This is a genomic window from Pseudomonas sp. KH_050 (genome assembly GCF_057838875.1).
Map to the genome: position 1 here is coordinate 5,702,440 of NZ_CM174478.1, position 20,430 is coordinate 5,722,869.

At 58.9% G+C, this 20,430-nt stretch carries 21 protein-coding genes and 1 other RNA gene; 5 read left to right on the forward strand and 17 right to left on the reverse strand.

Features of this window, described 5'->3' with window-relative positions; translation table 11 throughout:
* Positions 1 to 4: 4 nt before the first annotated feature.
* From mraY to rsmI, 9 genes are all read right to left on the reverse strand, one after another.
* Positions 5 to 1,087 carry a phospho-N-acetylmuramoyl-pentapeptide-transferase gene (gene mraY, locus AC3IUA_RS26205; RefSeq protein ID WP_489357737.1) on the reverse strand — a complete coding sequence of 361 codons (1,083 nt, stop codon included), beginning with the start codon at positions 1,085 to 1,087 and terminating at the stop codon, positions 5 to 7.
* Complete coding sequence (locus AC3IUA_RS26210; protein WP_489357738.1) at positions 1,087 to 2,454, reverse strand: UDP-N-acetylmuramoyl-tripeptide--D-alanyl-D-alanine ligase; 1,368 nt, start codon at positions 2,452 to 2,454, stop codon at positions 1,087 to 1,089. Before AC3IUA_RS26210 ends, mraY begins: the two co-directional genes overlap by 1 nt.
* Positions 2,447 to 3,910, reverse strand: a complete 1,464-nt coding sequence (locus AC3IUA_RS26215; protein WP_489357739.1) for a UDP-N-acetylmuramoyl-L-alanyl-D-glutamate--2,6-diaminopimelate ligase — start codon at positions 3,908 to 3,910, stop codon at positions 2,447 to 2,449. The genes AC3IUA_RS26210 and AC3IUA_RS26215 overlap by 8 nt, the downstream gene beginning before the upstream one ends.
* Positions 3,910 to 5,649 carry a peptidoglycan D,D-transpeptidase FtsI family protein gene (locus AC3IUA_RS26220; protein ID WP_489362488.1) on the reverse strand — a complete coding sequence of 580 codons (1,740 nt, stop codon included), beginning with the start codon at positions 5,647 to 5,649 and terminating at the stop codon, positions 3,910 to 3,912. Before AC3IUA_RS26220 ends, AC3IUA_RS26215 begins: the two co-directional genes overlap by 1 nt.
* Positions 5,649 to 5,942 (reverse strand): cell division protein FtsL, encoded by a 294-nt coding sequence (gene ftsL, locus AC3IUA_RS26225; protein ID WP_150802093.1) that lies wholly within the window; start codon positions 5,940 to 5,942, stop codon positions 5,649 to 5,651. Before ftsL ends, AC3IUA_RS26220 begins: the two co-directional genes overlap by 1 nt.
* Positions 5,939 to 6,886 (reverse strand): 16S rRNA (cytosine(1402)-N(4))-methyltransferase RsmH, encoded by a 948-nt coding sequence (rsmH, locus tag AC3IUA_RS26230; RefSeq protein WP_489357740.1) that lies wholly within the window; start codon positions 6,884 to 6,886, stop codon positions 5,939 to 5,941. Before rsmH ends, ftsL begins: the two co-directional genes overlap by 4 nt.
* Complete coding sequence (gene mraZ, locus AC3IUA_RS26235) at positions 6,883 to 7,338, reverse strand: division/cell wall cluster transcriptional repressor MraZ (protein WP_489357741.1); 456 nt, start codon at positions 7,336 to 7,338, stop codon at positions 6,883 to 6,885. The genes rsmH and mraZ overlap by 4 nt, the downstream gene beginning before the upstream one ends.
* A 402-nt stretch (positions 7,339 to 7,740) precedes the next feature.
* An RNA gene (rnpB, locus tag AC3IUA_RS26240) (RNase P RNA component class A) lies at positions 7,741 to 8,094 on the reverse strand.
* Positions 8,095 to 8,168: 74 nt separating this feature from the next.
* Complete coding sequence (gene rsmI / locus AC3IUA_RS26245) at positions 8,169 to 9,074, reverse strand: 16S rRNA (cytidine(1402)-2'-O)-methyltransferase (protein WP_489357742.1); 906 nt, start codon at positions 9,072 to 9,074, stop codon at positions 8,169 to 8,171.
* Between the two features lie 186 nt (positions 9,075 to 9,260).
* On the opposite strand from rsmI, the gene AC3IUA_RS26250 reads away from it, so the two are divergent.
* From AC3IUA_RS26250 to AC3IUA_RS26265, 4 genes are all read left to right on the forward strand, one after another.
* Entirely contained in the window at positions 9,261 to 11,072 is a 1,812-nt protein-coding gene (locus tag AC3IUA_RS26250; protein ID WP_489357743.1) for a penicillin-binding protein activator, read from the forward strand.
* Entirely contained in the window at positions 11,072 to 11,443 is a 372-nt protein-coding gene (locus AC3IUA_RS26255; protein ID WP_489357744.1) for a YraN family protein, read from the forward strand. Before AC3IUA_RS26250 ends, AC3IUA_RS26255 begins: the two co-directional genes overlap by 1 nt.
* Positions 11,444 to 11,550: 107 nt before the next feature.
* Positions 11,551 to 12,144, forward strand: coding sequence for a phosphoheptose isomerase (locus AC3IUA_RS26260; protein WP_003171862.1), 594 nt, complete (start codon positions 11,551 to 11,553; stop codon positions 12,142 to 12,144).
* On the forward strand, positions 12,141 to 12,719 hold the full coding sequence (locus tag AC3IUA_RS26265) for a BON domain-containing protein (RefSeq protein ID WP_489357745.1): 579 nt from the start codon (positions 12,141 to 12,143) through the stop codon (positions 12,717 to 12,719). Before AC3IUA_RS26260 ends, AC3IUA_RS26265 begins: the two co-directional genes overlap by 4 nt.
* 120 nt (positions 12,720 to 12,839) lie before the next feature.
* Here the strand turns inward: AC3IUA_RS26265 and AC3IUA_RS26270 are convergent, their stop codons facing one another.
* The 7 genes from AC3IUA_RS26270 to rplM all read right to left on the reverse strand — a co-directional run bounded on the left by AC3IUA_RS26270 (position 12,840) and on the right by rplM (position 17,712).
* On the reverse strand, positions 12,840 to 13,253 hold the full coding sequence (locus AC3IUA_RS26270) for a ClpXP protease specificity-enhancing factor (protein WP_489357746.1): 414 nt from the start codon (positions 13,251 to 13,253) through the stop codon (positions 12,840 to 12,842).
* Positions 13,254 to 13,269: 16 nt separating this feature from the next.
* On the reverse strand, positions 13,270 to 13,887 hold the full coding sequence (locus AC3IUA_RS26275) for a glutathione S-transferase N-terminal domain-containing protein (protein WP_489357747.1): 618 nt from the start codon (positions 13,885 to 13,887) through the stop codon (positions 13,270 to 13,272).
* Between the two features lie 150 nt (positions 13,888 to 14,037).
* The gene (locus AC3IUA_RS26280) at positions 14,038 to 14,820 is read right to left on the reverse strand and encodes a cytochrome c1 (RefSeq protein ID WP_489357748.1); all 783 of its coding nucleotides are present in this window, start codon (positions 14,818 to 14,820) and stop codon (positions 14,038 to 14,040) included.
* On the reverse strand, positions 14,820 to 16,031 hold the full coding sequence (locus AC3IUA_RS26285; protein WP_489357749.1) for a cytochrome b: 1,212 nt from the start codon (positions 16,029 to 16,031) through the stop codon (positions 14,820 to 14,822). Before AC3IUA_RS26285 ends, AC3IUA_RS26280 begins: the two co-directional genes overlap by 1 nt.
* The gene (gene petA / locus AC3IUA_RS26290; protein WP_489357750.1) at positions 16,031 to 16,624 is read right to left on the reverse strand and encodes a ubiquinol-cytochrome c reductase iron-sulfur subunit; all 594 of its coding nucleotides are present in this window, start codon (positions 16,622 to 16,624) and stop codon (positions 16,031 to 16,033) included. Before petA ends, AC3IUA_RS26285 begins: the two co-directional genes overlap by 1 nt.
* Positions 16,625 to 16,876: 252 nt before the next feature.
* Positions 16,877 to 17,269, reverse strand: coding sequence for a 30S ribosomal protein S9 (gene rpsI, locus AC3IUA_RS26295; RefSeq protein WP_003216038.1), 393 nt, complete (start codon positions 17,267 to 17,269; stop codon positions 16,877 to 16,879).
* 14 nt (positions 17,270 to 17,283) lie between these two features.
* The gene (gene rplM, locus AC3IUA_RS26300) at positions 17,284 to 17,712 is read right to left on the reverse strand and encodes a 50S ribosomal protein L13 (protein ID WP_150641864.1); all 429 of its coding nucleotides are present in this window, start codon (positions 17,710 to 17,712) and stop codon (positions 17,284 to 17,286) included.
* A gap of 247 nt (positions 17,713 to 17,959) precedes the next feature.
* Here rplM and AC3IUA_RS26305 point away from each other — a divergent pair, with 247 nt between their 5' ends.
* Positions 17,960 to 19,000 (forward strand): NADP(H)-dependent aldo-keto reductase, encoded by a 1,041-nt coding sequence (locus AC3IUA_RS26305; RefSeq protein WP_489357751.1) that lies wholly within the window; start codon positions 17,960 to 17,962, stop codon positions 18,998 to 19,000.
* A gap of 103 nt (positions 19,001 to 19,103) precedes the next feature.
* Here the strand turns inward: AC3IUA_RS26305 and AC3IUA_RS26310 are convergent, their stop codons facing one another.
* On the reverse strand, positions 19,104 to 20,240 hold the full coding sequence (locus tag AC3IUA_RS26310) for an acyl-CoA dehydrogenase family protein (protein ID WP_489357752.1): 1,137 nt from the start codon (positions 20,238 to 20,240) through the stop codon (positions 19,104 to 19,106).
* Positions 20,241 to 20,430 lie beyond the last annotated feature (190 nt).

Here is a 20,430-nt window from a genome sequence, read left to right on the forward strand (position 1 = left end):
CGTTCTACCTCAGCTTCAGGGTGGCAAGGCCGATCAACACGAGAATCACGGTGATAATCCAGAAACGGACGATCACGCGTGGCTCGGGCCAGCCCTTGAGTTCAAAGTGGTGGTGAATTGGCGCCATGCGAAATACCCGGCGACCGGTCAACTTGAAGGAAGCAACCTGAATGACCACCGACAGGGTCTCCATCACGAACACCCCGCCCATGATGAACAGGACGATTTCCTGACGGACGATCACCGCAATGGTGCCCAGGGCCGCGCCCAGCGCCAGTGCGCCAACGTCGCCCATGAAGACTTGTGCCGGGTAGGTGTTGAACCAGAGAAAACCCAGGCCGGCACCGATCAGCGCGCCGCAGAACACAATCAGTTCGCCCGCGCCCGGTACATAAGGAATCAATAGGTATTCGGCGAACTTCACGTTACCCGACAGGTAGCAGAAGATCCCCAGCCCGCCGCCGACCATGACCGTCGGCATGATTGCCAGGCCATCGAGACCATCGGTCAGGTTGACCGCGTTGCTCGAGCCAACGATGACGAAATAGGTCAGGACGATGAAACCGAATCCCAGGGGAATGCTGAAATCCTTCAGCATTGGAAGAATCAGGGTGGTTTCCACCGGTGTCTGGGCAGTCATATAAAGAAAGATCGCCGCGCCCAGGCCAAACACCGACTGCCAGAAATACTTCCAGCGGCTGGGCAGGCCACGGGAGTTCTTCTCGATCACCTTGCGGTAGTCGTCGACCCAGCCGATCGCGCCAAACAGCAGGGTTACCAACAGCACGACCCAGACATAACGATTGCTCAGGTCAGCCCACAACAGGGTGCTGATGGCGATCGCGGAAAGAATCAGCGCGCCGCCCATGGTCGGCGTACCGGATTTCGACAAATGCGATTGCGGCCCGTCGTTACGTACCGATTGACCGATCTGGCGATTCTGCAAGGTGCGGATCATCCATGGACCCAGGCACAGCGACAACGACAGTGCGGTCAGAATACCGAGGATCCCGCGCAGGGTCAGGTACTGGAAGACCGCGAAGCCTTTGTAGAACTGTTGCAAATACTCCGCTAACAGCAGCAGCATTAATGTTTCTCCCCGCTGGAACCGCACAAAGCCGCGACGACGTTTTCCATCACCGCGCTGCGCGATCCCTTGATCAAAATAGTGGTGTTTGTATCTTGTTCGGCACCAAGTGCCGCAATCAGATCAGCCTGAGTGGCAAAGTGCCGGGCGTGTTCGCCGAAGGCCGCGACGGCATGCGCCATCATCGGACCGACCGCATAGAGCGCAGAAACCTTGCCGGCGGCATAAGCACCCACGTCACGGTGCCCCTGCTCCGCCCACTCGCCCAACTCGGCAATGTCCCCGAGCACCAGCACGGTGCGGCCGGAAAAGCCGGCGAGTATATCAACGGCGGCGCACATAGAGGCAGGGTTCGCGTTGTAAGTGTCATCGATGACGCGCATGCCATTGCTCGCCAGTTGCGCAACAGTCCGGCCTTTGACCGGTTGCAGCGCGCCCAGGCCAGCGGCGATGCCAGACAGCGGGACGCCCAGTGCATGAGCCGCAGCAGCCGCGGCCAGCGCATTGGCGACGTTGTGACTGCCGAGCAGGTTCAACTGTACCCGCGCCACACCCTGCGGGCTGTGCAGGTTGAACGCCAGGCAGCCGCGTGCATCGCGATCCAGATCGGTTGCATAAAAATCGGCCGCGGTAGTGTTCAGTGCGAAACTCAGCACCTGACGACCGGCAGCGCGGGCCTTCCAGATGGCGAAGGCCTTGTCGTCGAGATTGAGAACGGCGACGCCATCGGCATCCAGCCCTTCAAGAATCTCGCCCTTGGCTTCGACGATTTTTTCAGGACCGCCAAACTCGCCGACATGCGCTGTCCCGGCGTTGTTGATCACGGCCACGTGCGGTTTGGTCATGCCAACGGTGTAGGCAATCTCGCCGATACGCGAGGCACCCAGCTCGATCACCGCCGCGGTATGTTCCGGGGCCAGTTCGAGCAGGGTCAGCGGTACGCCAAGATCGTTATTCAGGTTGCCACGGGTCGCCAGCACTGCGCCGCGGGTACGCAGGATGCTCGCGAGCATTTCCTTGACCGTGGTCTTGCCGCTGGAGCCGGTAATGGCCGCCAGCGGATTGCAGTAGGCCGCACGATTCAATGCGCCGAGTTCACCCAAGGCCTGACGAGTGTCTTTCACCAGCAATTGCGGCAGAGCCGAATCGGCCACTTCACGCTCGACCAGTGCGCCGACCGCGCCCTTGGCGGCAACCTCATTCAGGTAGTCATGGCCATCGAAACGCGGACCGCTCAACGCAATAAACAGTTGTCCTGCCTTGATCGCACGGCTGTCGATGCTGACGCCGTCGAAGCTGCAATCGCCAGCGACCAGGCGACCGGCCAAAGGTCCGCTCAGCTCACTCAATTTGAGGGCTTTAAGCATGGGCCACCTCCCACGCGGTCAAGGCTCTGTCAGCCTCGACCAGATCGGAGAAGTCATGGCGCTGGCCATTGATTTCCTGATAGTCCTCGTGACCTTTGCCGGCCAGGACGATTACGTCGTCGGCCGAGGCGCTGGCAATCAGCTGGGCGATGGCCAGGCCACGACCGGCAACGAAATTGACCTTATCCACAGCACTGAAGCCGGCGCGGATATCGTCGAAAATCTGCGCAGGGTCTTCGCTGCGCGGGTTGTCGTCGGTGACCAGCACACCGTCAGCCAGACGTTCGACCACTTCGGCCATCAGCGGGCGCTTGCCGCGATCGCGATCACCGCCGCAACCGAACAGGCAGAGCAACTTGCCCTTGGCATGCGGACGCAGCGCGGTCAGGACTTGTTCCAGGGCATCCGGGGTGTGGGCATAATCGACCACCACCAACGGTTGCGTACCGCCGCCCAGACGCTGCATGCGACCGGCCGGACCTTCGAGTTTCGGCAACACCCGGAGGATCTCGTCCAGCGCGTAGTCCAGGCCGAGCAAGGCGCCGACCGCTGCCAGCACGTTGCTCAGGTTGAAACGACCGAGCAAGGCGCTGCGCAAATGATGTTCGCCCTGGGGCGTGACCAGAGTGGCGCGCACGCCCTCGTCGTTGAACTGCGCTTCACGGCAATACAGGTAGGCGCTGGCATCTTCCAGGCTGTAGCTGATCAGCCGCGATTCATGTTTTTCAGCCGCCAGTTGCCGACCGAAATCGTCGTCGAGGTTGATCACCCGGCAGCTCAGATCGGCCCAGCCGAACAGCTTGGCCTTGGCGTCGGCGTAAGCCTCCATGGTCCCGTGATAGTCCAGGTGATCGCGAGACAGGTTGGTCATGACCGCCACATCGAACGCCAGCGCGGTGACGCGACCTTGATCCAGCCCATGGGAGGAGACTTCCATCGCCACGGCCTTGGCGCCGGCCTTTTTCAGGTCGGCCAGGGTCGCCTGCACGGCAATCGGGTTGGGCGTGGTGTGCAGACCGCTTTGCAGCGCACCATAAAAGCCGCTGCCCAGGGTGCCGACGATGCCGCAATGCTGGCCGAGCAGGTCCAGCGCCTGGGCGACCAATTGGGTGACGCTGGTTTTTCCGTTGGTGCCGGTCACCCCGATCATGTTCAAGTGACGGCTCGGTTCGCCGTAAAAACGACCGGCGATATCCGACAACTGCGCTGCCAGGCCTTTGACCGGAATCAGTGGCACATCGGTAATAGGCAGGACGGTGGCGCCTTCCACTTCATAGGCCACGGCCGCCGCACCGCGCTGCAAAGCATCGACAATATGGGTACGACCATCCACCTTGCCGCCCGGGACCGCAAGAAACAGGTCGCCGGCACGTACATTGCGGCTATCGAGGGTCAGCTCGCGAATCAACAGATCACGGCCAGCGTGGGCAAAAATTTTGTTCAGGCTAAGAGACATCAGCCGCGCCCTCCATTGGCTTTAATTAAATTGCCGGGGGTGGCATTGGCTTGTTCCACGGGTGGCAGGTTATCGGGGGTGATATTCATCAGGCGCAGGGTACCGGACATCACTTTGCTGAACACCGGCGCCGAGACCAGGCCACCGTAGTAGCCAGCCTTGCTCGGTTCATCGATCACCACCACGATTGCGTAACGCGGATCGTCCATGGGACCGAAGCCTGCGAACAGCGAACGATAGGAGTTTTCGGCATAGCCTTTGGTGCCCACAGAAGTCTTGCGCGCGGTACCACTCTTGCCAGCTACGTGATACGCCGGCACCTGTGCACGGAACACGCCGCGTGGTGCTTCGATCACTTGCTGCAACATGCCTTGCATGGTTTTCGCGACGTGCTCCGAAATCACCTGAGTGGTTTGCGCAGGCTTATCGGTTTTGATCAGGGTCAGCGGTGCGATCCGGCCATGGTTGGCCAATGCCGAGAAGGCGTGGACCAGCTGAATGGCGGTGACCGACAAACCGTAGCCGTAGGACAGCGTGGCCGTTTCAGCCTTGCGCCATTCGCGGTAGTTCGGCAGGTTGCCGACGCGCTCGCCCGGGAAAGCCAGACCGGTGTCCTGGCCCAGGCCTACCCTCTGCATCAAGCGGTAGATGTTTTCACCACCGACATCGAAGGCGACCTTGCTCATGCCGACGTTACTGGAGTTGATCAGAATTCCGGTCAGATCGAGGACTGGCCCTTCGGTCCTGGAAACGTCACGAATGGTGTATTTGCCGATCTGCAAAGTACCCGGATAAACCTCGACGGTGTCGCTCGGCTTCCAGCGCCCGGTTTCCAGGGCGGCACTCATGGAGATTGCCTTCATGGTCGAACCCGGCTCGAACACGTCGATCATGGCGCGGTTGCGCATCATCGCCGGCTGCAGGTTGCGACGGTTATTCGGGTTGTAGGTCGGCTGGTTGACCATGGCCAGGATCTCGCCGGTCTTCACGTCCATGATCACCAGGCTGCCGGCCTTGGCGCCGTTCTCGACGATGGCATTGCGCAGTTCGCGATTGGCCAGATATTGCAGGCGCAGATCAATGGACAACGCCAAGGGCTTTCCGGCCTTGGCGTTTTTGGTGACCTGGACATCCTTGATCAGCCTTCCGCGCCGATCCTTGATGACTTGTCGCTTGCCGGGCACTCCGGCGAGCCACTCATCGTAGGCCAGCTCGACCCCTTCTCGCCCGCGGTCATCGATATCGGTAAAACCCACCATGTGCGCGGTGACTTCTCCGGCCGGGTAGAAGCGCCGGAACTCTTCGATGCCATACACACCCGGCACTTTCAGATCGAGCACCAGCTGGCCCTGCTCCGGGGTCAAGCCGCGGACCAGGTAAATGAATTCCTTGTTGGCCTGAGCTTCGAGACGCTCGGCCAGCACTTTAGGCTCTTGCCCCAGTGCAGCCGCCAACGCCGGCCACTTGTCCTTGGCCACCTGCATTTCCCTGGCGTTGCCCCACAGGGTGGTCACCGGAGTACTGACAGCCAAGGGCTCGCCGTTACGGTCGGTAATCAAGCCGCGGTGCGCAGGGATGGGGATATGCCGAACGCTGCGTGCGTCGCCCTGACCTTTGAGGAAAGCCCGGTCCACGACCTGCAGATCGATGATGCGCCAGGCGATCGCACCCACCATCAGTGCCAGCAAACCCAGCACCAGACGGAATCGCCAAGGATAAAGGGCGCCTTCGAGTTTCATCATGGCGCCACCATCCGAACTTCGGCTGCGCCAGGAATACGCATCTTCAGTTGTTCGCTGGCCAGTACTTCGATACGGCTATGAGCGGTCCAGGTACTCTGCTCGAGAATCAGCCGACCCCATTCGGCTTGGGTCTTGTCACGCACACTCAACTCGCCGTACAGGGTATTGAGCAGCTGCCGGTTCCAGTGGGCGCTGTAGGACACCGCGATCGCGGAAACCAGCACACCTATAAACAGGAGCAGCATGAAAAAGCTCCCGCCTGGAAGTGGTTTGGCGAAGAGCTTGCTCACCGCAGCTTCTCCGCGACACGCATGACGGCGCTACGCGAGCGTGGATTGGCCTTGAGTTCGGCTTCGGAAGCGAACTGCGCCTTGCCATGAACCTTGATTTTCGGGACGAAGGCTTCGAAGCGCACCGGCAGGTTGCGCGGAAGGTTATCGCTCTCGCCTTTGACCAGGCGACGCATGAACAATTTGACGATGCGGTCTTCCAGCGAATGGAAGCTGATGACCACCAGGCGGCCGCCTACTTCGAGGGCTTCCAGCGCGGCTTCGAGGCCGGTTTCCAGATCACCCAGTTCGTTGTTGACGTGAATGCGCAAACCCTGGAATGCCCGGGTCGCCGGGTGCTTGCCCTTTTCCCAGGCCGGATTGGCGACTTTCAGGACTTCGGCCAGATCGCCGGTACGCTCGAACGGCTTGATTACACGGCGTTCGACGACTGCACGGGCCATGCGCCCGGAGAAGCGTTCTTCGCCGTATTCCTTGAACACCCGGGCGATTTCTTCCGCCGGAGCCGTGGCGATGAATTCGGCGGCACTGACTCCGCGGCTCGGGTCCATGCGCATGTCCAGCGGGCCATCATTCATGAAGCTGAAACCGCGCTCCGGATCATCGAGCTGTGGCGAGGACACGCCCAGGTCAAGCAGAACCCCGTTGACCTTGCCGGCCAGGCCGCGTTCGGCGATTTCCGCCCCCATCTCGGCAAAGCTGCGCTGCACAACGACAAAGCGGCCGTCTTCGGCCGCCAGCGCTTGCCCGGTGGCAATCGCTTGAGGATCCTTGTCGAACCCCAGCACCCGACCATCGGGACCGAGCTGGCTGAGTATCAGGCGACTGTGTCCGCCGCGCCCGAACGTTCCGTCCAGATAGCAGCCATCAGGGCGTACAGCGAGAGCCTCGACGGCTTCGTCAAGCAGTACGGTGATGTGGTTAAAGCCGCTATCAATAGTCACAGGATCAAATCACGCAGTTCATCAGGCATGGCGCCCGGTTGTTGAATAGCAGCCAGGTCCGCAGCAGAAACTGCGTCCCAGGCATCCTCGTCCCATAATTGGAACTTGTTCAGTTGGCCGACCAGCATCACGCGCTTATCGAGTTTTGCGTACTCGCGCAGACGTGGCGGAACCAGAAAACGACCACTGCCATCGAGCTCGAGGTCGACGGCATTACCAATCAGTAAACGTTGCAAACGACGGTTTTCTTCGCGTAGAGAAGGCAGTGCGCGTAGCTTGGTTTCGATCAACTCCCACTCATCGAGGGGATAAACACATAAACAAGGGTCAACGGCATCAATGGTGACAATTAATTGGCCAGCACTGCGCGAAACCAGCTCGTCACGATACCGGCTCGGCATGGCAAGCCGACCCTTCGCATCGAGGCTGATAGCGTTAGCTCCGCGAAACACTTCTGCGCTTCTCCAAATTTTAGCGTTTTTCGTTCAAAAAACCCACTTCGTGCCACTTTTCGCCACTTTCGCACACTATAGGAATGCGCCTACCGCACCGTCAAGGCGCGACTTCAACGAAAAGCCTTACAAAACTGAGATTTAGGAGTCTGAAAGAGGGAGTAGCAGGAATTTAGCGGACGTTTCGACCCGCGAACTTCAACCGGAGCAGTGAGCTACGGCCAGAAGTTAATGTGATTTATTAAGAGTAAGATTTTTTCGATCTTACAAAAGTGCTAATACTATTGATTTAATCAGAGAGGGTAATTGCTATTACCACCCCCCTGCTGTCAGCGATTCAAACAGGGAGGAATCGGCATTGCAACGCCCTGCCGTCGGCGATCGAGACAGGGAAGGGAAAAGGTGGAGAGTCGATCTGTAAGCCGGGTTCTGTCGAGGACAGTCATTCGTCTACGATGGCCATCACTGGACATCTTTAGCAACCTACCCGGTTCCAGCGCGGGCCACGCCTTGGAACCCTATTTGGTCTTGCTCCGAGTGGGGTTTACCTAGCCACGAACTGTTGCCAGTCGTGCGGTGCGCTCTTACCGCACCTTTTCACCCTTACCGGCACCGAAGTGCTTAGGCGGTTATTTTCTGTGGCACTTTCCGTAGGCTCACGCCTCCCAGGCATTACCTGGCACTCCGCCCTATGGAGCCCGGACTTTCCTCCCCCCTCTAATTTTCATAGAAGGCAGCGACTGTCCAATCGACTCTCCGCGGCGAAGATTAACGGCAGAGCCGCCGAAGAACAAGCGCTAAAAGCCTTTTGCCTCTCTGTAACCCGCAGGCTACTCACCTTTCTGCTTATCCAGGGCAACCTGATACAAGACATTTTTCCGCTCGCCGGTAATTTCCGCAGCCAGGGCCGCGGCTCGTTTAAGCGGCATCTCCTTGAGCAGCAAATCGAGAATGCGCATCGCCTCGCTACTGACGGCCTCCTCGGTTTGCGGCGCGGACCAGCCAGCGACCAGTACAACGCACTCGCCACGCTGCTGATTGCTGTCGCTCTCGACAAAAGCCCGCAGGTCCGCCAGCGGCAACCCCTTGAGCGTTTCGAACGTCTTGGTCAACTCACGGGCCAGCAAAGCCGGTCGCTCAGCACCGAATACCAATTCCAGATCCTGCAGACACTCGAGAATCCGGTGCGGGGCTTCGTAGAAGATCAGCGTGCGCGGCTCTTCCTTTAATAGCTCCAGACGAGCCCGACGCCCCACCGCCTTGGCCGGCAGAAAGCCTTCGAAGATAAAACGATCGGACGGCAAGCCCGCCGCGGACAAGGCCGCGATCAGCGCACAGGCTCCCGGAACCGGAACCACATTGATACCCGCAGCACGGGCCTGACGCACCAGATGGTAGCCAGGATCGGAAATCAACGGGGTACCGGCGTCGGAGATCAGCGCCACATTGTCACCCGCCAGCAATCGGGTGATAAAGCGGCTGCCTTCGTCGCGCTCATTGTGCTCATGGCAGGCTGCCAGCGGAGTCGAAATTCCGAAGTGCTGCAACAAACGCAGGGAATGGCGCGTATCTTCGGCGGCGATCAGCGCCACCTCGCGCAGTATTTTCAACGCCCGCGCACTGATGTCATCCAGGTTGCCAATGGGCGTCGCCACCACATAAAGCGAGCCAGCAGCGGAATTCAAAGCACCTGGAACAGTCAAAGCGCACACCTCGCGATCGGTAAAAGGCGCCATTGTAGCGCGTAGAGCCCCTGCGAATGCGCATGACAGACACGCTGTATTGCCACGTTTTTCAGCCTTTTTCGATGCATTGCAACATTTGCACCCGCTAAATAGCCAGATTGACGCCAGTAACATCGCGCCCCGGCCAGTGCTTGGGTACAATTCCACGCTAATTTGATCGAGTATCAGGAACACTACATGATCGCTTGCCTGCGGCTGTTCACTGCCCTCTGCCTCGCTGCCCTATTGGCGGCGTGCGCCAGCTCGCCCTCGTCCAGCCTTGGCGAACTCCCACGGACTCCGGATGCCAGTATCGAGCAGCTGCTCGAACAGGCCGCCACCAGCAAGACGCCGGAGAAAGCGGCGTTGCTGCGCCTGAGTGCGGCGGACCTGGCCTACCGCCAGAAAAATCCCGGCCAGGCCGCGCAGATTCTTGCGCAAGTCCCGATGGAACAACTCAAGCCCGGCCAACAGGTCTTCGCCAGCACGCTGGCGGCCGAACTGGCCATGGCCCGCAACCAGCCCAAGGCAGCGCTGAGCGCCTTGAGCCATCCGAGCCTGCAGCGCCTGAGTGAATTGCCGGAAGAGCAACAGATCCGTACCGGCACTGTCCACGCCCTGGCGCTTGAGGCCGACGGCCAGACTCTCGCCGCCGCTCGGGAGCGCATCTTTATTGCTCCACTGCTCAGCGGTGACGCCGCGAGCAAGAACCACGAAGCAATCTGGACATTGATCGCCTCCTTGCCCACCGATCAATTGCAACCCGGCAGTGATGACGATCTCGGTGGCTGGCTGAGCCTGGCACTGGCGGTAAAAACCGCCGGCACCCTGGAGCAGCAACAGACGGCTATCGACAACTGGCGCGCGCAGAACCCGAAACACCCGGCCGCCATTCAACTGCCGCTACCGCTGACCCAGCTCAAGCAACTGGCCAGCCAGCCGATTAGCAAAATCGCCTTGCTGCTGCCTCAGGAAGGTCCTTTGGCCGCGGTGGCCAAAGCCCTGCGCGAAGGTTTCATGGCGGCTCATTACCAGGCCCAGCAAGCCGGGCAGAAGCCACCGAGCATCGAGTTCTATGACAGCTCACGCCTGACCTCCCTGGACGAGTTCTACCGCAAGGCCCAGGCCGATGGCGTGCAACTGGTGATCGGGCCGCTGGAAAAGCCACTGGTCAAGCAACTCAGTGCTCGCCCGCAACTGCCGATTACCACCCTCGCCCTGAACTACAGCGAAGGCAACCAAGGCCCGGTGCAACTGTTTCAGTTCGGCCTTTCCGCCGAAGACGAAGCCCGCGAAGTCTCGCGCCGTGCCCGCGCCGATGGTCTGCAACGCGCCGCCGCCATGGTCCCCAAAGGCGAATGGGGCGATCGCGTACTCAAGGCCTTCCGCCAGGACTGGGAAGCCAACGGCGGCACCCTGATCGGCGTCGAGCGCGTGGACCAACCGGTGACCCTGGCCCAGCAGATCGCCAATCTGTTCCAGCTGCGTCAGAGCGAAGGCCGCGCCAAAAGCCTGCAGAGCACCGTTGGCTCGCAAGTCGCCGCACAGCCTTCGCGCCGCCAGGACATCGAGTTCCTGTTCCTCGCCGCGACCCCACAACAGGCGCAGCAGATCAAACCGACGCTGAATTTCCAGTACGCAGGCGATGTGCCGGTTTATGCCACCTCCCACGTATTCAGCGCCAGCGGCGATCAAAACCAGTACAACGACATGAATGGCGTGCGCTTCTGTGAAACGCCATGGCTGCTGGATGCCAACGATCCGCTGCGCAAACAAGTGTCAGCACAATGGCCGCAAGCCGGCGGTAGCCTGGGACGCTTGTATGCCATGGGTGTCGATGCCTATCGCCTGGCACCGCGCCTGGGTCAACTCAAGGCCTTGCCAGACAGTCGCATCGAAGGCGTGTCGGGCAGCCTGAGCATGAGCCAGACTCAACGGATCCAGCGCCAGCTGCCTTGGGCCGAGTTCGTCAGCGGCCAGGTTCAACGCCTGCCCGATACCCCCCACTGATGCCCGACAGATCACGCCAGCAAAGCGGTCGAGATGCGGAAAGCCAAGCGCTCAAGCATCTCCAGCAACAGGGTCTGCGCCTGCTGGCGCAGAACTGGTTGTGCAAACGCGGCGAGCTTGATCTGGTCATGCTTGACGGCGATACAGTAGTATTCGTCGAAGTCCGTTACCGACAACACACACAATGGGGTGGCGCACTCGGCAGCATCGATGCACGCAAGCGCCAGAAGCTGATACTCGCCGCGCAGTATTTTCTGCAGCGCGAGTCACGCTGGGCCGATTACCCCTGCCGCTTCGATGTGGTCGCCATAGACAGCGCAATGGGCGCAGCACCTCATTTGAACTGGCTACGGAATGCCTTTGACAGTTGATCGAAGCGCTCGATCCGAGCCGGACATTTTCACTCAACCATTTTGCTCTTTGCTTTGCGGGCTGCACTTTCATGTGCCGGAAAGCCGCGCCACTTAAGGTCACACAGATGGACATGCAATCGCGAATTCGCCAGCTTTTTCAGGCCAGCATCGATACCAAGCAACAGGCGATGGACGTACTTGCACCTCACATCGAGCAAGCCAGCCAGGTAATGGTCAACGCCCTGCTCAACGAAGGCAAAATGCTCTCGTGCGGTAACGGCGGCTCTGCCGGCGACGCACAGCATTTCTCCTCCGAGCTGCTCAACCGCTTCGAGCGCGAGCGCCCGAGCCTGCCGGCCATCGCATTGACCACCGACAGCTCGACGATCACCTCGATCGCCAACGACTACAGCTACAACGAAATCTTCTCGAAACAGATCCGCGCCCTCGGCCAACCCGGCGATGTTTTACTGGCGATTTCTACCAGCGGCAACTCGGCAAACATTATTCAAGCGATCCAGGCCGCACATGATCGCGAAATGATTGTCGTAGCATTGACTGGACGCGATGGCGGCGGCATGGCTTCGCTGCTATTGCCCGAAGACGTCGAAATTCGCGTACCGGCCAATGTCACTGCACGTATTCAAGAAGTCCACCTGCTGACGATCCATTGTCTTTGCGACTTGATCGACAGCCAACTGTTCGGGAGTGAAGAATGACCCCTAATCGCCTTGGCCTGCTGGCCTTGACCCTGTGTCTCGGCATCAGCGGCTGCACCTCGGTAGTTAACGCCAGCCGTGAGGCGCCGATCGATGATGACCGCGGCACTCGCACCTTCGGCAGCAAGATCGACGACTCCCTGATCGAAACCAAGGCCGGCGTGAACATCGCCAAGGCCAATCCAGACCTCGACCACAGCTCGCACATCGTCGTCACCAGCTTCAACGGAGTCGTACTGCTGGCCGGACAGACTCCGCGCGCCGACCTCAAGGCTCAGGCCGGACAAGTCGCCGGCGCCGTCCAGCGCGTGAAGACGGTGCATAACGAACTGCAAGTTCTGCAGCCCTCCTCGCTGCTGGCGCGCCAGAACGACACCTGGCTGACCGCCAAGATCAAGACCCAGATGCTCACCGACCCCAGCATCCCTGGTTCACGCATCAAAGTCGTGACCGAGAATGGCATCGTTTACCTGCTGGGCTTGTTGACCAGACAGGAAGCCGCCCGGGCCACCAGCCTGGTGCAGGGCGTTTCCGGCGTACAGAAGATCGTCAAACTGTTCGAGTACATCGACTGACGCCTGTAGGAGCTGCCGGAGGCTGCGATCTTTTGATCTTGAAAAGCAAAGCCAAAAGATCGCAGCCTTCGGCAGCTCCTACGTAATAAAAAAGGCGATCCTTGCGGATCGCCTTTTTTGTTATTTGACCACTTTCAAACTGGGCCGGCCGCTTGGACGCGGCGGCTCGTTATCAGGTGGCGGAACGTCATCATCCGGCTCGATGTCTTCATCGTCTTCCATGGAAGACTCCAGATCGAAGACCATACCCTGACCATTCTCTCGGGCATAAATACCCAGGATCGCAGCTATAGGCACGTACAGCGTATGCGGCACACCGCCGAAACGCCCTTCGAAGCTGACTGCATCGTTATCCATGTGCAAATGCCGTACTGCACTGGGCGATACGTTCAGGACAATCTGGCCGTCACTGGCAAAGCCCTGCGGCACCTGCACCGACGGGTATTCGGAATTGACCAGCATGTGCGGGGTGCAATCGTTATCCACAATCCACTCATAGAGCGCACGGACCAGATAAGGTCGACTGGAGTTCATAGCGGCTCCTTAAGCTTTAGCGCATATCGCGTTCGACACCAGACAGACTCGCCTGGAAAGCCTCACGCGCAAACTGGCGCTCCATATAATCAAGCAGCGGCTTGGCCGGCCGCGGCAACTCAATACCTAGAATCGGTAAACGCCAGAGTATTGGCAATAGGCAGCAATCGACCAGGCTTTGTTCCTCACTGAGGAAAAATGGCTTGTCGGCGAACAACGGCGAAACACCGGTGAGACTTTCGCGCAGCTCTTTACGAGCCTGTACGCGAGCGGCTTCCTTGCTGCGTGGATCCAGAATCAGATCCACCAGCCCACACCAGTCACGCTGAATGCGATGGATCAGCAGACGGCTATTGGCACGCGCCACCGGATAAACCGGCAGCAAGGGCGGATGCGGGTAACGCTCATCCAGATACTCCATCACCACGGTTGACTCCCACAACGCCAGATCACGATCGACCAGGGTGGGCAAGCTGCCGTAAGGGTTCACTTCGATCAGTTTCGGCGGATGACGACCCACCTCCACGCTGATGATCTCGGCGCTGACACCCTTCTCTGCGAGCACGATGCGTACTCGGTGGGAATAGTGGTCGGCGGGGTCGGAGTAACAGGCCAACCGATTGGTCACGCCCATGGCGGTCCTCCTCGCTTGTTGAAATTATCGGGAGCGGAAAAACGAGCGCGCCCAGAGGGCGCCTCCCGTAACGTCTGGAGATCCAGACTCGTTACACTTTCAGAGACGCCCTTGGGCGCGCGCGATCAACAGCAATTGCTTACAGCTTAATCAATGAACATCCTTCCAGTATTCGCGCTTGAGCAGATAAGCGAATACGAAGAAGAAGGCCAGGTACAGCAACACGTAGGTACCGATGCGCTGATGCTGCAGCTTCACCGGGTTGGCCGAGTAGGCCAGGAAGGTCACCAGATTCTTGACCTTCTCGTCGAACTGCTCTTCGTTCAGCGTGCCGGTTTTCGGCAACACGGTCAGCTGATCGCAGGCTTCGTGAGTCAAAGCGGTGCCGGTCAGCGGATCGAATTGCTTTTTACCGTCTTCGACGATTTGAACTTGTTTGCAGCCTACCACCTGACGACCTTGCAGGCCGACCAGGACGTTAGGCATACCGACGTTCGGGAATACCTTGTTGTTCACACCGTAAGGACGAGACGGATCTTCGTAGAAAGATCGCAGGTAGCCATACAGCCAGTCCGTACCACGAACGCGAGCCACCAGGGTCAGGTCGGGCGGAGCCGCACCGAACCAGCTCTTGGCATCGGCCGATTGCATGCCGATGTTCATGTGGTCGCCGATCTTGGCGCCGGTGAACACCAGGTTCTTGAGCATCAGATCATGGGGAATGCCCAGATCGTCGGCAACGCGCTCATAGCGCTGGAACTTGGCGCTGTGGCAGCCCATGCAATAGTTGGCGAATGTACGCGCGCCATCTTGCATTGCGGCCTTGTCGGAAACGTCGATATCGACCTTTTCCAACTCAGGAGCGCCAGCCGTCGACGCGAACGAGAACACAGGCAAAGCAGCAAGAATCAGTACAGCAAATAGCTTTTTCATCAGCCAGTCACCCTTTCCGGAACCGGTTTGGTCTTCTCGAGCCGGGTGTAGAACGGCATCAGAATGAAGTAGGCGAAGTACAGGAAGGTACATACCTGCGACAGTAGTGTACGGCCCGGAGTCGGCGCCAGAACACCCAGCACACCCAGAATCACGAACGAAATGCAGAACACCCAGAGCCAGATCTTGCTCATCCAGCCCTTGTAGCGCATGGATTTGACCGGACTACGGTCGAGCCAAGGCAGGACGAACAGCACCGCGATCGCGCCACCCATGGCGATAACACCCAGGAGCTTGTCCGGAATCGCACGCAGGATCGCGTAGAACGGGGTGAAGTACCAGACCGGTGCAATGTGTTCCGGGGTCTTGAAAGCGTTCGCCACTTCAAAGTTCGGCTTCTCGAGGAAGTAGCCGCCCATTTCCGGGAAGAAGAACACGATCGAGCAGAAGATGAACAGGAACACCACCACGCCGACGATATCTTTCACGGTGTAGTACGGGTGGAAAGCAATGCCATCCAGCGGTACGCCGTTTTCGTCTTTGTATTTCTTGATGTCCACACCGTCCGGGTTATTCGACCCGACTTCGTGCAGCGCCAGGACGTGCAATACCACCAGGCCGAGAATCACGATCGGCAAGGCGACTACGTGCAAGGCGAAGAAGCGGTTCAGGGTAATACCCGAAATCAGGTAGTCACCACGGATCCACTGGGTCAGGTCGTTGCCGATCACCGGGATCGCACCGAACAGCGAGATGATCACCTGGGCCCCCCAGTAGGACATCTGGCCCCACGGCAGCAGGTAGCCCATGAAGGCTTCAGCCATCAGCGCCAGGTAGATCAGCATGCCGAACACCCACACCAGCTCACGCGGCTTCTGATACGAACCGTAGAGCAAACCACGGAACATGTGCAGATAGACCACGACGAAGAACGCCGAGGCGCCGGTGGAGTGCAGCAGACGCAGGATCGAGCCGTACTCGACGTCACGCATGATGTATTCGACGGAAGCGAAGGCCTCTTCCGCCGATGGGGTGTAGCTCATGGTCAGCCAGATACCGGTAACGATCTGGTTAACCAGAACCAGCAGTGCCAGGGAGCCAAAGAAATAGAAGAAGTTGAAGTTCTTCGGGGCGTAATACTTGCTGAGATGGTCTTCCCACATTTTGGTCGCGGGAAAGCGCGCATCAACCCAATCCATGAACTTGCTCATCACGCTTTCTCCGTATCGACGCCAACGACAATGATGTCGTCCGACTCATAGGAATGCGGGGGAACTGGCAGGTTCAAAGGCGCAGGTTGCGACTTGTAGACGCGGCCAGCCAGATCGTAGTGGGAACCGTGGCAAGGGCAGAAATAGCCACCCACCCAGTCCGCGCCCAGATCCACAGGCGCCACTTCTGGACGGAAGGTCGGTGAACAGCCCAGGTGCGTGCAAATTCCGATCAGCAGCAGAATTTCTGGCTTGATCGAACGCACTACCGGGTCGACATAAGTCGGTTGTGTCGAGTTCTTGGAGTCAGGGTCAGCGAGCTTCCCCTCGATCTTTTTCAGATTCCCCAGGATTTCCTCGGTACGGCGGACAATGAACACCGGCTGACCGCGCCACTCAGCAATCATCTGCTGGCCCGGCTCGATCTTGCTGACATTCACTTTCACCGGTGCACCTGCGGCTTTCGCCTTGGCACTGGGAAACCATGACCCCACGAACGGGACCGCAGCCCCCACCGCTCCTGCAGCACCCACCACGGACGTGGCTGCTACCAAGAAGCGACGCCGGCCTGCATTCACGCCGTCATTGCTCATTCAGTCCTCTCCCATCAGCTTTGTGGCCTGTTAAATCAGGCATCTACTAAGTAAAAATCTGAACTTATAAAAATTTTGCCGAATGGTAATGAAAACCCCCTATTCTGACAAGGTAATTACCATCCCACTCCAGCGCGAAGCCTTGTAATGCAAGGGGGCTGCGGATGTGGCAAGTTGTCACAGCTAAAATCATCGCCCATAAAAAACGCCCAGATCCGTGAGGAAACTGGGCGCTTTGAACGTAAAAGCGAATTAACGCTTCGAGTACTGCGGACGCTTACGCGCTTTACGCAGACCAACTTTCTTACGTTCAACTTCACGTGCATCACGAGTAACGAAGCCAGCTTTGCGCAGAGCACCGCGCAGAGTTTCGTCGTACTGCATCAGAGCGCGAGTGATACCGTGGCGGATTGCGCCAGCTTGACCACTTACACCACCACCGATCACGGTGACGTAGATGTCGAATTTCTCGACAGTCTCAGTCAGTTCCAGCGGCTGGCGAACTACCATGCGGGCAGTTTCGCGACCGAAGAAATTTTCCAGGGTGCGGTTGTTGATGGAGATGTTACCAGTGCCCGGACGCAGGAAAACGCGTGCGGTTGCAGTCTTGCGACGGCCAGTGCCGTAATTTTGAGTCGCCGACATAATGAACTATTCCGTTAAAACTTCAGTTCTTGGGGCTGCTGAGCAGTATGAGGGTGTACAGCGCCCGCATAGACTTTCAGCTTACGGTACATGTCGCGACCCAGCGGGTTCTTAGGCAGCATGCCTTTAACCGCGGTCTCGATCACGCGTTCAGGAGCTTTGGCGATCAGCTTTTCGAAGTTGATCGACTTAATCCCGCCCGGGAAACCGGAGTGAGAGTAGTACATTTTGTCAGTGAACTTGGCGCCAGTGACACGTACTTGCTCAGCGTTGATCACGACGATGTAGTCACCGGTGTCAACGTGCGGAGTGTACTCAGGCTTGTGCTTGCCACGCAGGCGGCTCGCGATTTCGGTGGCCAGACGACCCAGGGTCTGACCAGCAGCGTCGACGATGAACCAGTCGCGCTTTACTGTTTCCGGTTTAGCAGTAAAAGTTTTCATTCTTTATAGCCTCAGGGGCCGCCCTGATAAATTAGACGGCGGATCTTACTGAATAGTGCGTACTTTGACAAGTCAAAGGCAGCCGGATACAGACGCTATCGGGGGCTCGGGTCAGCGCGTCCGTTCAACGGCAAGATTCTTCGGCAGGCGGCGCATCACTTCCACCGCAGAAAGAGGTGCGCAATTATGCAGATTGCGAAAAAATTTTCAACCTGCTTTTATGAATGTTTTGCCAAGGGAGCACCCGATGGACTATCGCCAGCTAGGCAGAACCGACCTGAACGTGAGCGCCATCTGCCTCGGGACCATGACCTGGGGCGAGCAAAACAGCGAGGCAGAGGCCTTCGCCCAGATCGAGCGAGCCAAGAGCGCCGGGATCAATTTCATCGACACCGCCGAGATGTACCCGGTGCCGCCCAAAGCCGAAACCTACGCCAGCACCGAACGCTACCTCGGAAACTGGTTCAAGACCCGTGGTGATCGCGCCGACTGGGTCCTGGCCAGCAAGATCGCCGGCCCCGGCAACACCATCGACTATATTCGCGACGGCCAGCTCAAGCACAACCGCAAGCACATCGTCGAAGCACTGGACGCCAGCCTCAAGCGCTTGCAGACCGACTGGATCGACCTGTACCAATTGCACTGGCCGGAGCGCAGCACCAACTTCTTCGGTCAGCTCGGCTACACGCACAAGGCCGATGAGGACTTCACGCCACTGGAAGAAACCCTCGAAGCACTGGACGAGCAGGTCAAGGCCGGCAAGATCCGCCATATCGGCCTGTCCAACGAAACCCCGTGGGGCACCATGAAGTTCCTCGCGCTGGCCGAACGCCGCGGCTGGTCAAGAGCGGTATCAATCCAGAATCCCTACAACCTGCTCAACCGCAGTTTCGAGATCGGCCTGGCGGAAATCGCCATCCGCGAACAGTGCGGCCTGCTGGCTTATTCACCGCTGGCGTTCGGCTTTCTCTCAGGCAAATACGAAGGCGGGGCTCGCCCACCCAAAGGCCGCCTGAGCCTCTACAGCCGCTTCAGCCGCTACTTCAACCCACAGTCGGAGGCTGCGTGCAGCCGTTACGTCGCACTGGCCCGCGAACACGGTCTCGATCCGGCGCAAATGGCCTTGGCCTATGTGACGCATCAGCCATTCGTGACCAGCAACATCATTGGGGCCACGACCCTGGAGCAGCTGGAGAGCAATTTGGCGAGTTTCGACCTGACGTTGTCGGATGACGTGCTGGCGGGGATTGAGGCGATTCACAAAGATCACCCGAATCCGGCGCCGTAATTTTCAGCGCGCCCGAAAAGATCGCAGCCTGCGGCAGCTCCTACGGATGTACACCTGTAGGAGCTGCCGTAGGCTGCGATCTTTTGCAGGCCCCGCCGATTGATTAAAGCGACCGCGCAATAATCTCCTTCATGATCTCGTTGGTCCCCGCATAGATCCGCTGTACCCGCGCGTCGGCCCAGGCGCGGGCGATCGGGTATTCCCACATGAAGCCGTAGCCGCCATGCAACTGCACGCACTCGTCGAGCACTTTGCATTGCAGGTCGGTGCCCCAGTACTTGGCCATCGCCGCTGTCGGCACGTCCAGCTTGCCTTGCAGATGCAACTCCAGGCAGCGGTCGACGAACACCCGGCCGATCTGAATCTCTGTCGCCATCTCGGCCAGCTTGAAGCGGGTGTTCTGGAAGTCCGCGATCGCCTTGCCGAACGCCTTGCGTTCGCGGGTGTACTCCAGCGTCCACTGCAATGCCGCTTCGGCCGATGCCAGACCGCCTACCGCGACCGTCAGGCGCTCCTGAGGCAACTCCTGCATCAGATAGGCGAAGCCCATCCCGGCCTGCCCCAGCAGGTTCTCCTTGGGCACACGGACGTCCTGGAAGAACAGCTCGGACGTGTCCTGGGCCTTCATCCCGACCTTTTCCAGACGCTTGCCTTTGGAGAAACCTGGCGTGTCAGCTTCCACCAGGAACAGGCTGGTGCCCTTGGCGCCGGCTTTCGGGTCGGTCTTGGCCACGACAATCACCAGATCAGCGAGAAAGCCGTTGGTAATGAAGGTTTTCGAGCCATTGATCACGTACTCGTCACCGTCCAGCACTGCCGTGGTCTTCACCCCTTGCAGGTCCGAACCGGCACCCGGCTCGGTCATCGCGATGGCCGTGACCATCTCGCCAGAGACCAGTTTCGGCAGGTACTTGTGCTTCAGCGCTTCACTGCCGTAATGCAGGATGTAGGGCGCCACAATGTCCGAGTGCAGCGAAAAACCGATGCCGGTCAAGCCGAGACGCCCGACCTCCTCGATCACCACCGCACTGTAGAGAAAGTCTGCCCCGAGGCCACCGTATTCTTCCGGCAGATGCGAGCAGAGCATCCCTGCCTCCCCCGCCTTGTTCCACAGTTTGCGGTCGATGTACCCCTGTTTTTCCCATTGCCCATGGAACGGCACGGCCTCTTTCTCGAGAAACGTGCGCACGCTGTCGCGAAAGAGCTCGTGCTCGGAACTGAACAAGGTTCTGGGAATCATGCGGGCACCTGTAATTATTGTTAGCCGGGATTGACTCACAGAGCCTAAGCCTGTGATCCGATACAGGACACTGGACACATGCGACAAAAAATAAGACGATCCAGCCGTTTGGTGACCACTTTCCCCTATAAGAATAATTGAATATGTCTATCCAGCTCTCCACGCCCCTGCGGCGCGTCAGCATCCTGGC

Coding starts and splice junctions, on each gene's coding strand:
- mraY (WP_489357737.1), bottom strand. CDS start 1,087: ATGCTGCTGCTGTTAGCGGAGTATTTGCAACAGTTCTACAAAGGCTTC.
- AC3IUA_RS26210 (WP_489357738.1), bottom strand. CDS start 2,454: ATGCTTAAAGCCCTCAAATTGAGTGAGCTGAGCGGACCTTTGGCCGGT.
- AC3IUA_RS26215 (WP_489357739.1), bottom strand. CDS start 3,910: ATGTCTCTTAGCCTGAACAAAATTTTTGCCCACGCTGGCCGTGATCTG.
- AC3IUA_RS26220 (WP_489362488.1), bottom strand. CDS start 5,649: ATGAAACTCGAAGGCGCCCTTTATCCTTGGCGATTCCGTCTGGTGCTG.
- rsmI (WP_489357742.1), bottom strand. CDS start 9,074: ATGGCGCCTTTTACCGATCGCGAGGTGTGCGCTTTGACTGTTCCAGGT.
- AC3IUA_RS26250 (WP_489357743.1), top strand. CDS start 9,261: ATGATCGCTTGCCTGCGGCTGTTCACTGCCCTCTGCCTCGCTGCCCTA.
- AC3IUA_RS26255 (WP_489357744.1), top strand. CDS start 11,072: ATGCCCGACAGATCACGCCAGCAAAGCGGTCGAGATGCGGAAAGCCAA.
- AC3IUA_RS26260 (WP_003171862.1), top strand. CDS start 11,551: ATGGACATGCAATCGCGAATTCGCCAGCTTTTTCAGGCCAGCATCGAT.
- AC3IUA_RS26265 (WP_489357745.1), top strand. CDS start 12,141: ATGACCCCTAATCGCCTTGGCCTGCTGGCCTTGACCCTGTGTCTCGGC.
- AC3IUA_RS26270 (WP_489357746.1), bottom strand. CDS start 13,253: ATGAACTCCAGTCGACCTTATCTGGTCCGTGCGCTCTATGAGTGGATT.
- AC3IUA_RS26275 (WP_489357747.1), bottom strand. CDS start 13,887: ATGGGCGTGACCAATCGGTTGGCCTGTTACTCCGACCCCGCCGACCAC.
- AC3IUA_RS26280 (WP_489357748.1), bottom strand. CDS start 14,820: ATGAAAAAGCTATTTGCTGTACTGATTCTTGCTGCTTTGCCTGTGTTC.
- AC3IUA_RS26285 (WP_489357749.1), bottom strand. CDS start 16,031: ATGAGCAAGTTCATGGATTGGGTTGATGCGCGCTTTCCCGCGACCAAA.
- petA (WP_489357750.1), bottom strand. CDS start 16,624: ATGAGCAATGACGGCGTGAATGCAGGCCGGCGTCGCTTCTTGGTAGCA.
- rpsI (WP_003216038.1), bottom strand. CDS start 17,269: ATGTCGGCGACTCAAAATTACGGCACTGGCCGTCGCAAGACTGCAACC.
- rplM (WP_150641864.1), bottom strand. CDS start 17,712: ATGAAAACTTTTACTGCTAAACCGGAAACAGTAAAGCGCGACTGGTTC.
- AC3IUA_RS26305 (WP_489357751.1), top strand. CDS start 17,960: ATGGACTATCGCCAGCTAGGCAGAACCGACCTGAACGTGAGCGCCATC.
- AC3IUA_RS26310 (WP_489357752.1), bottom strand. CDS start 20,240: ATGATTCCCAGAACCTTGTTCAGTTCCGAGCACGAGCTCTTTCGCGAC.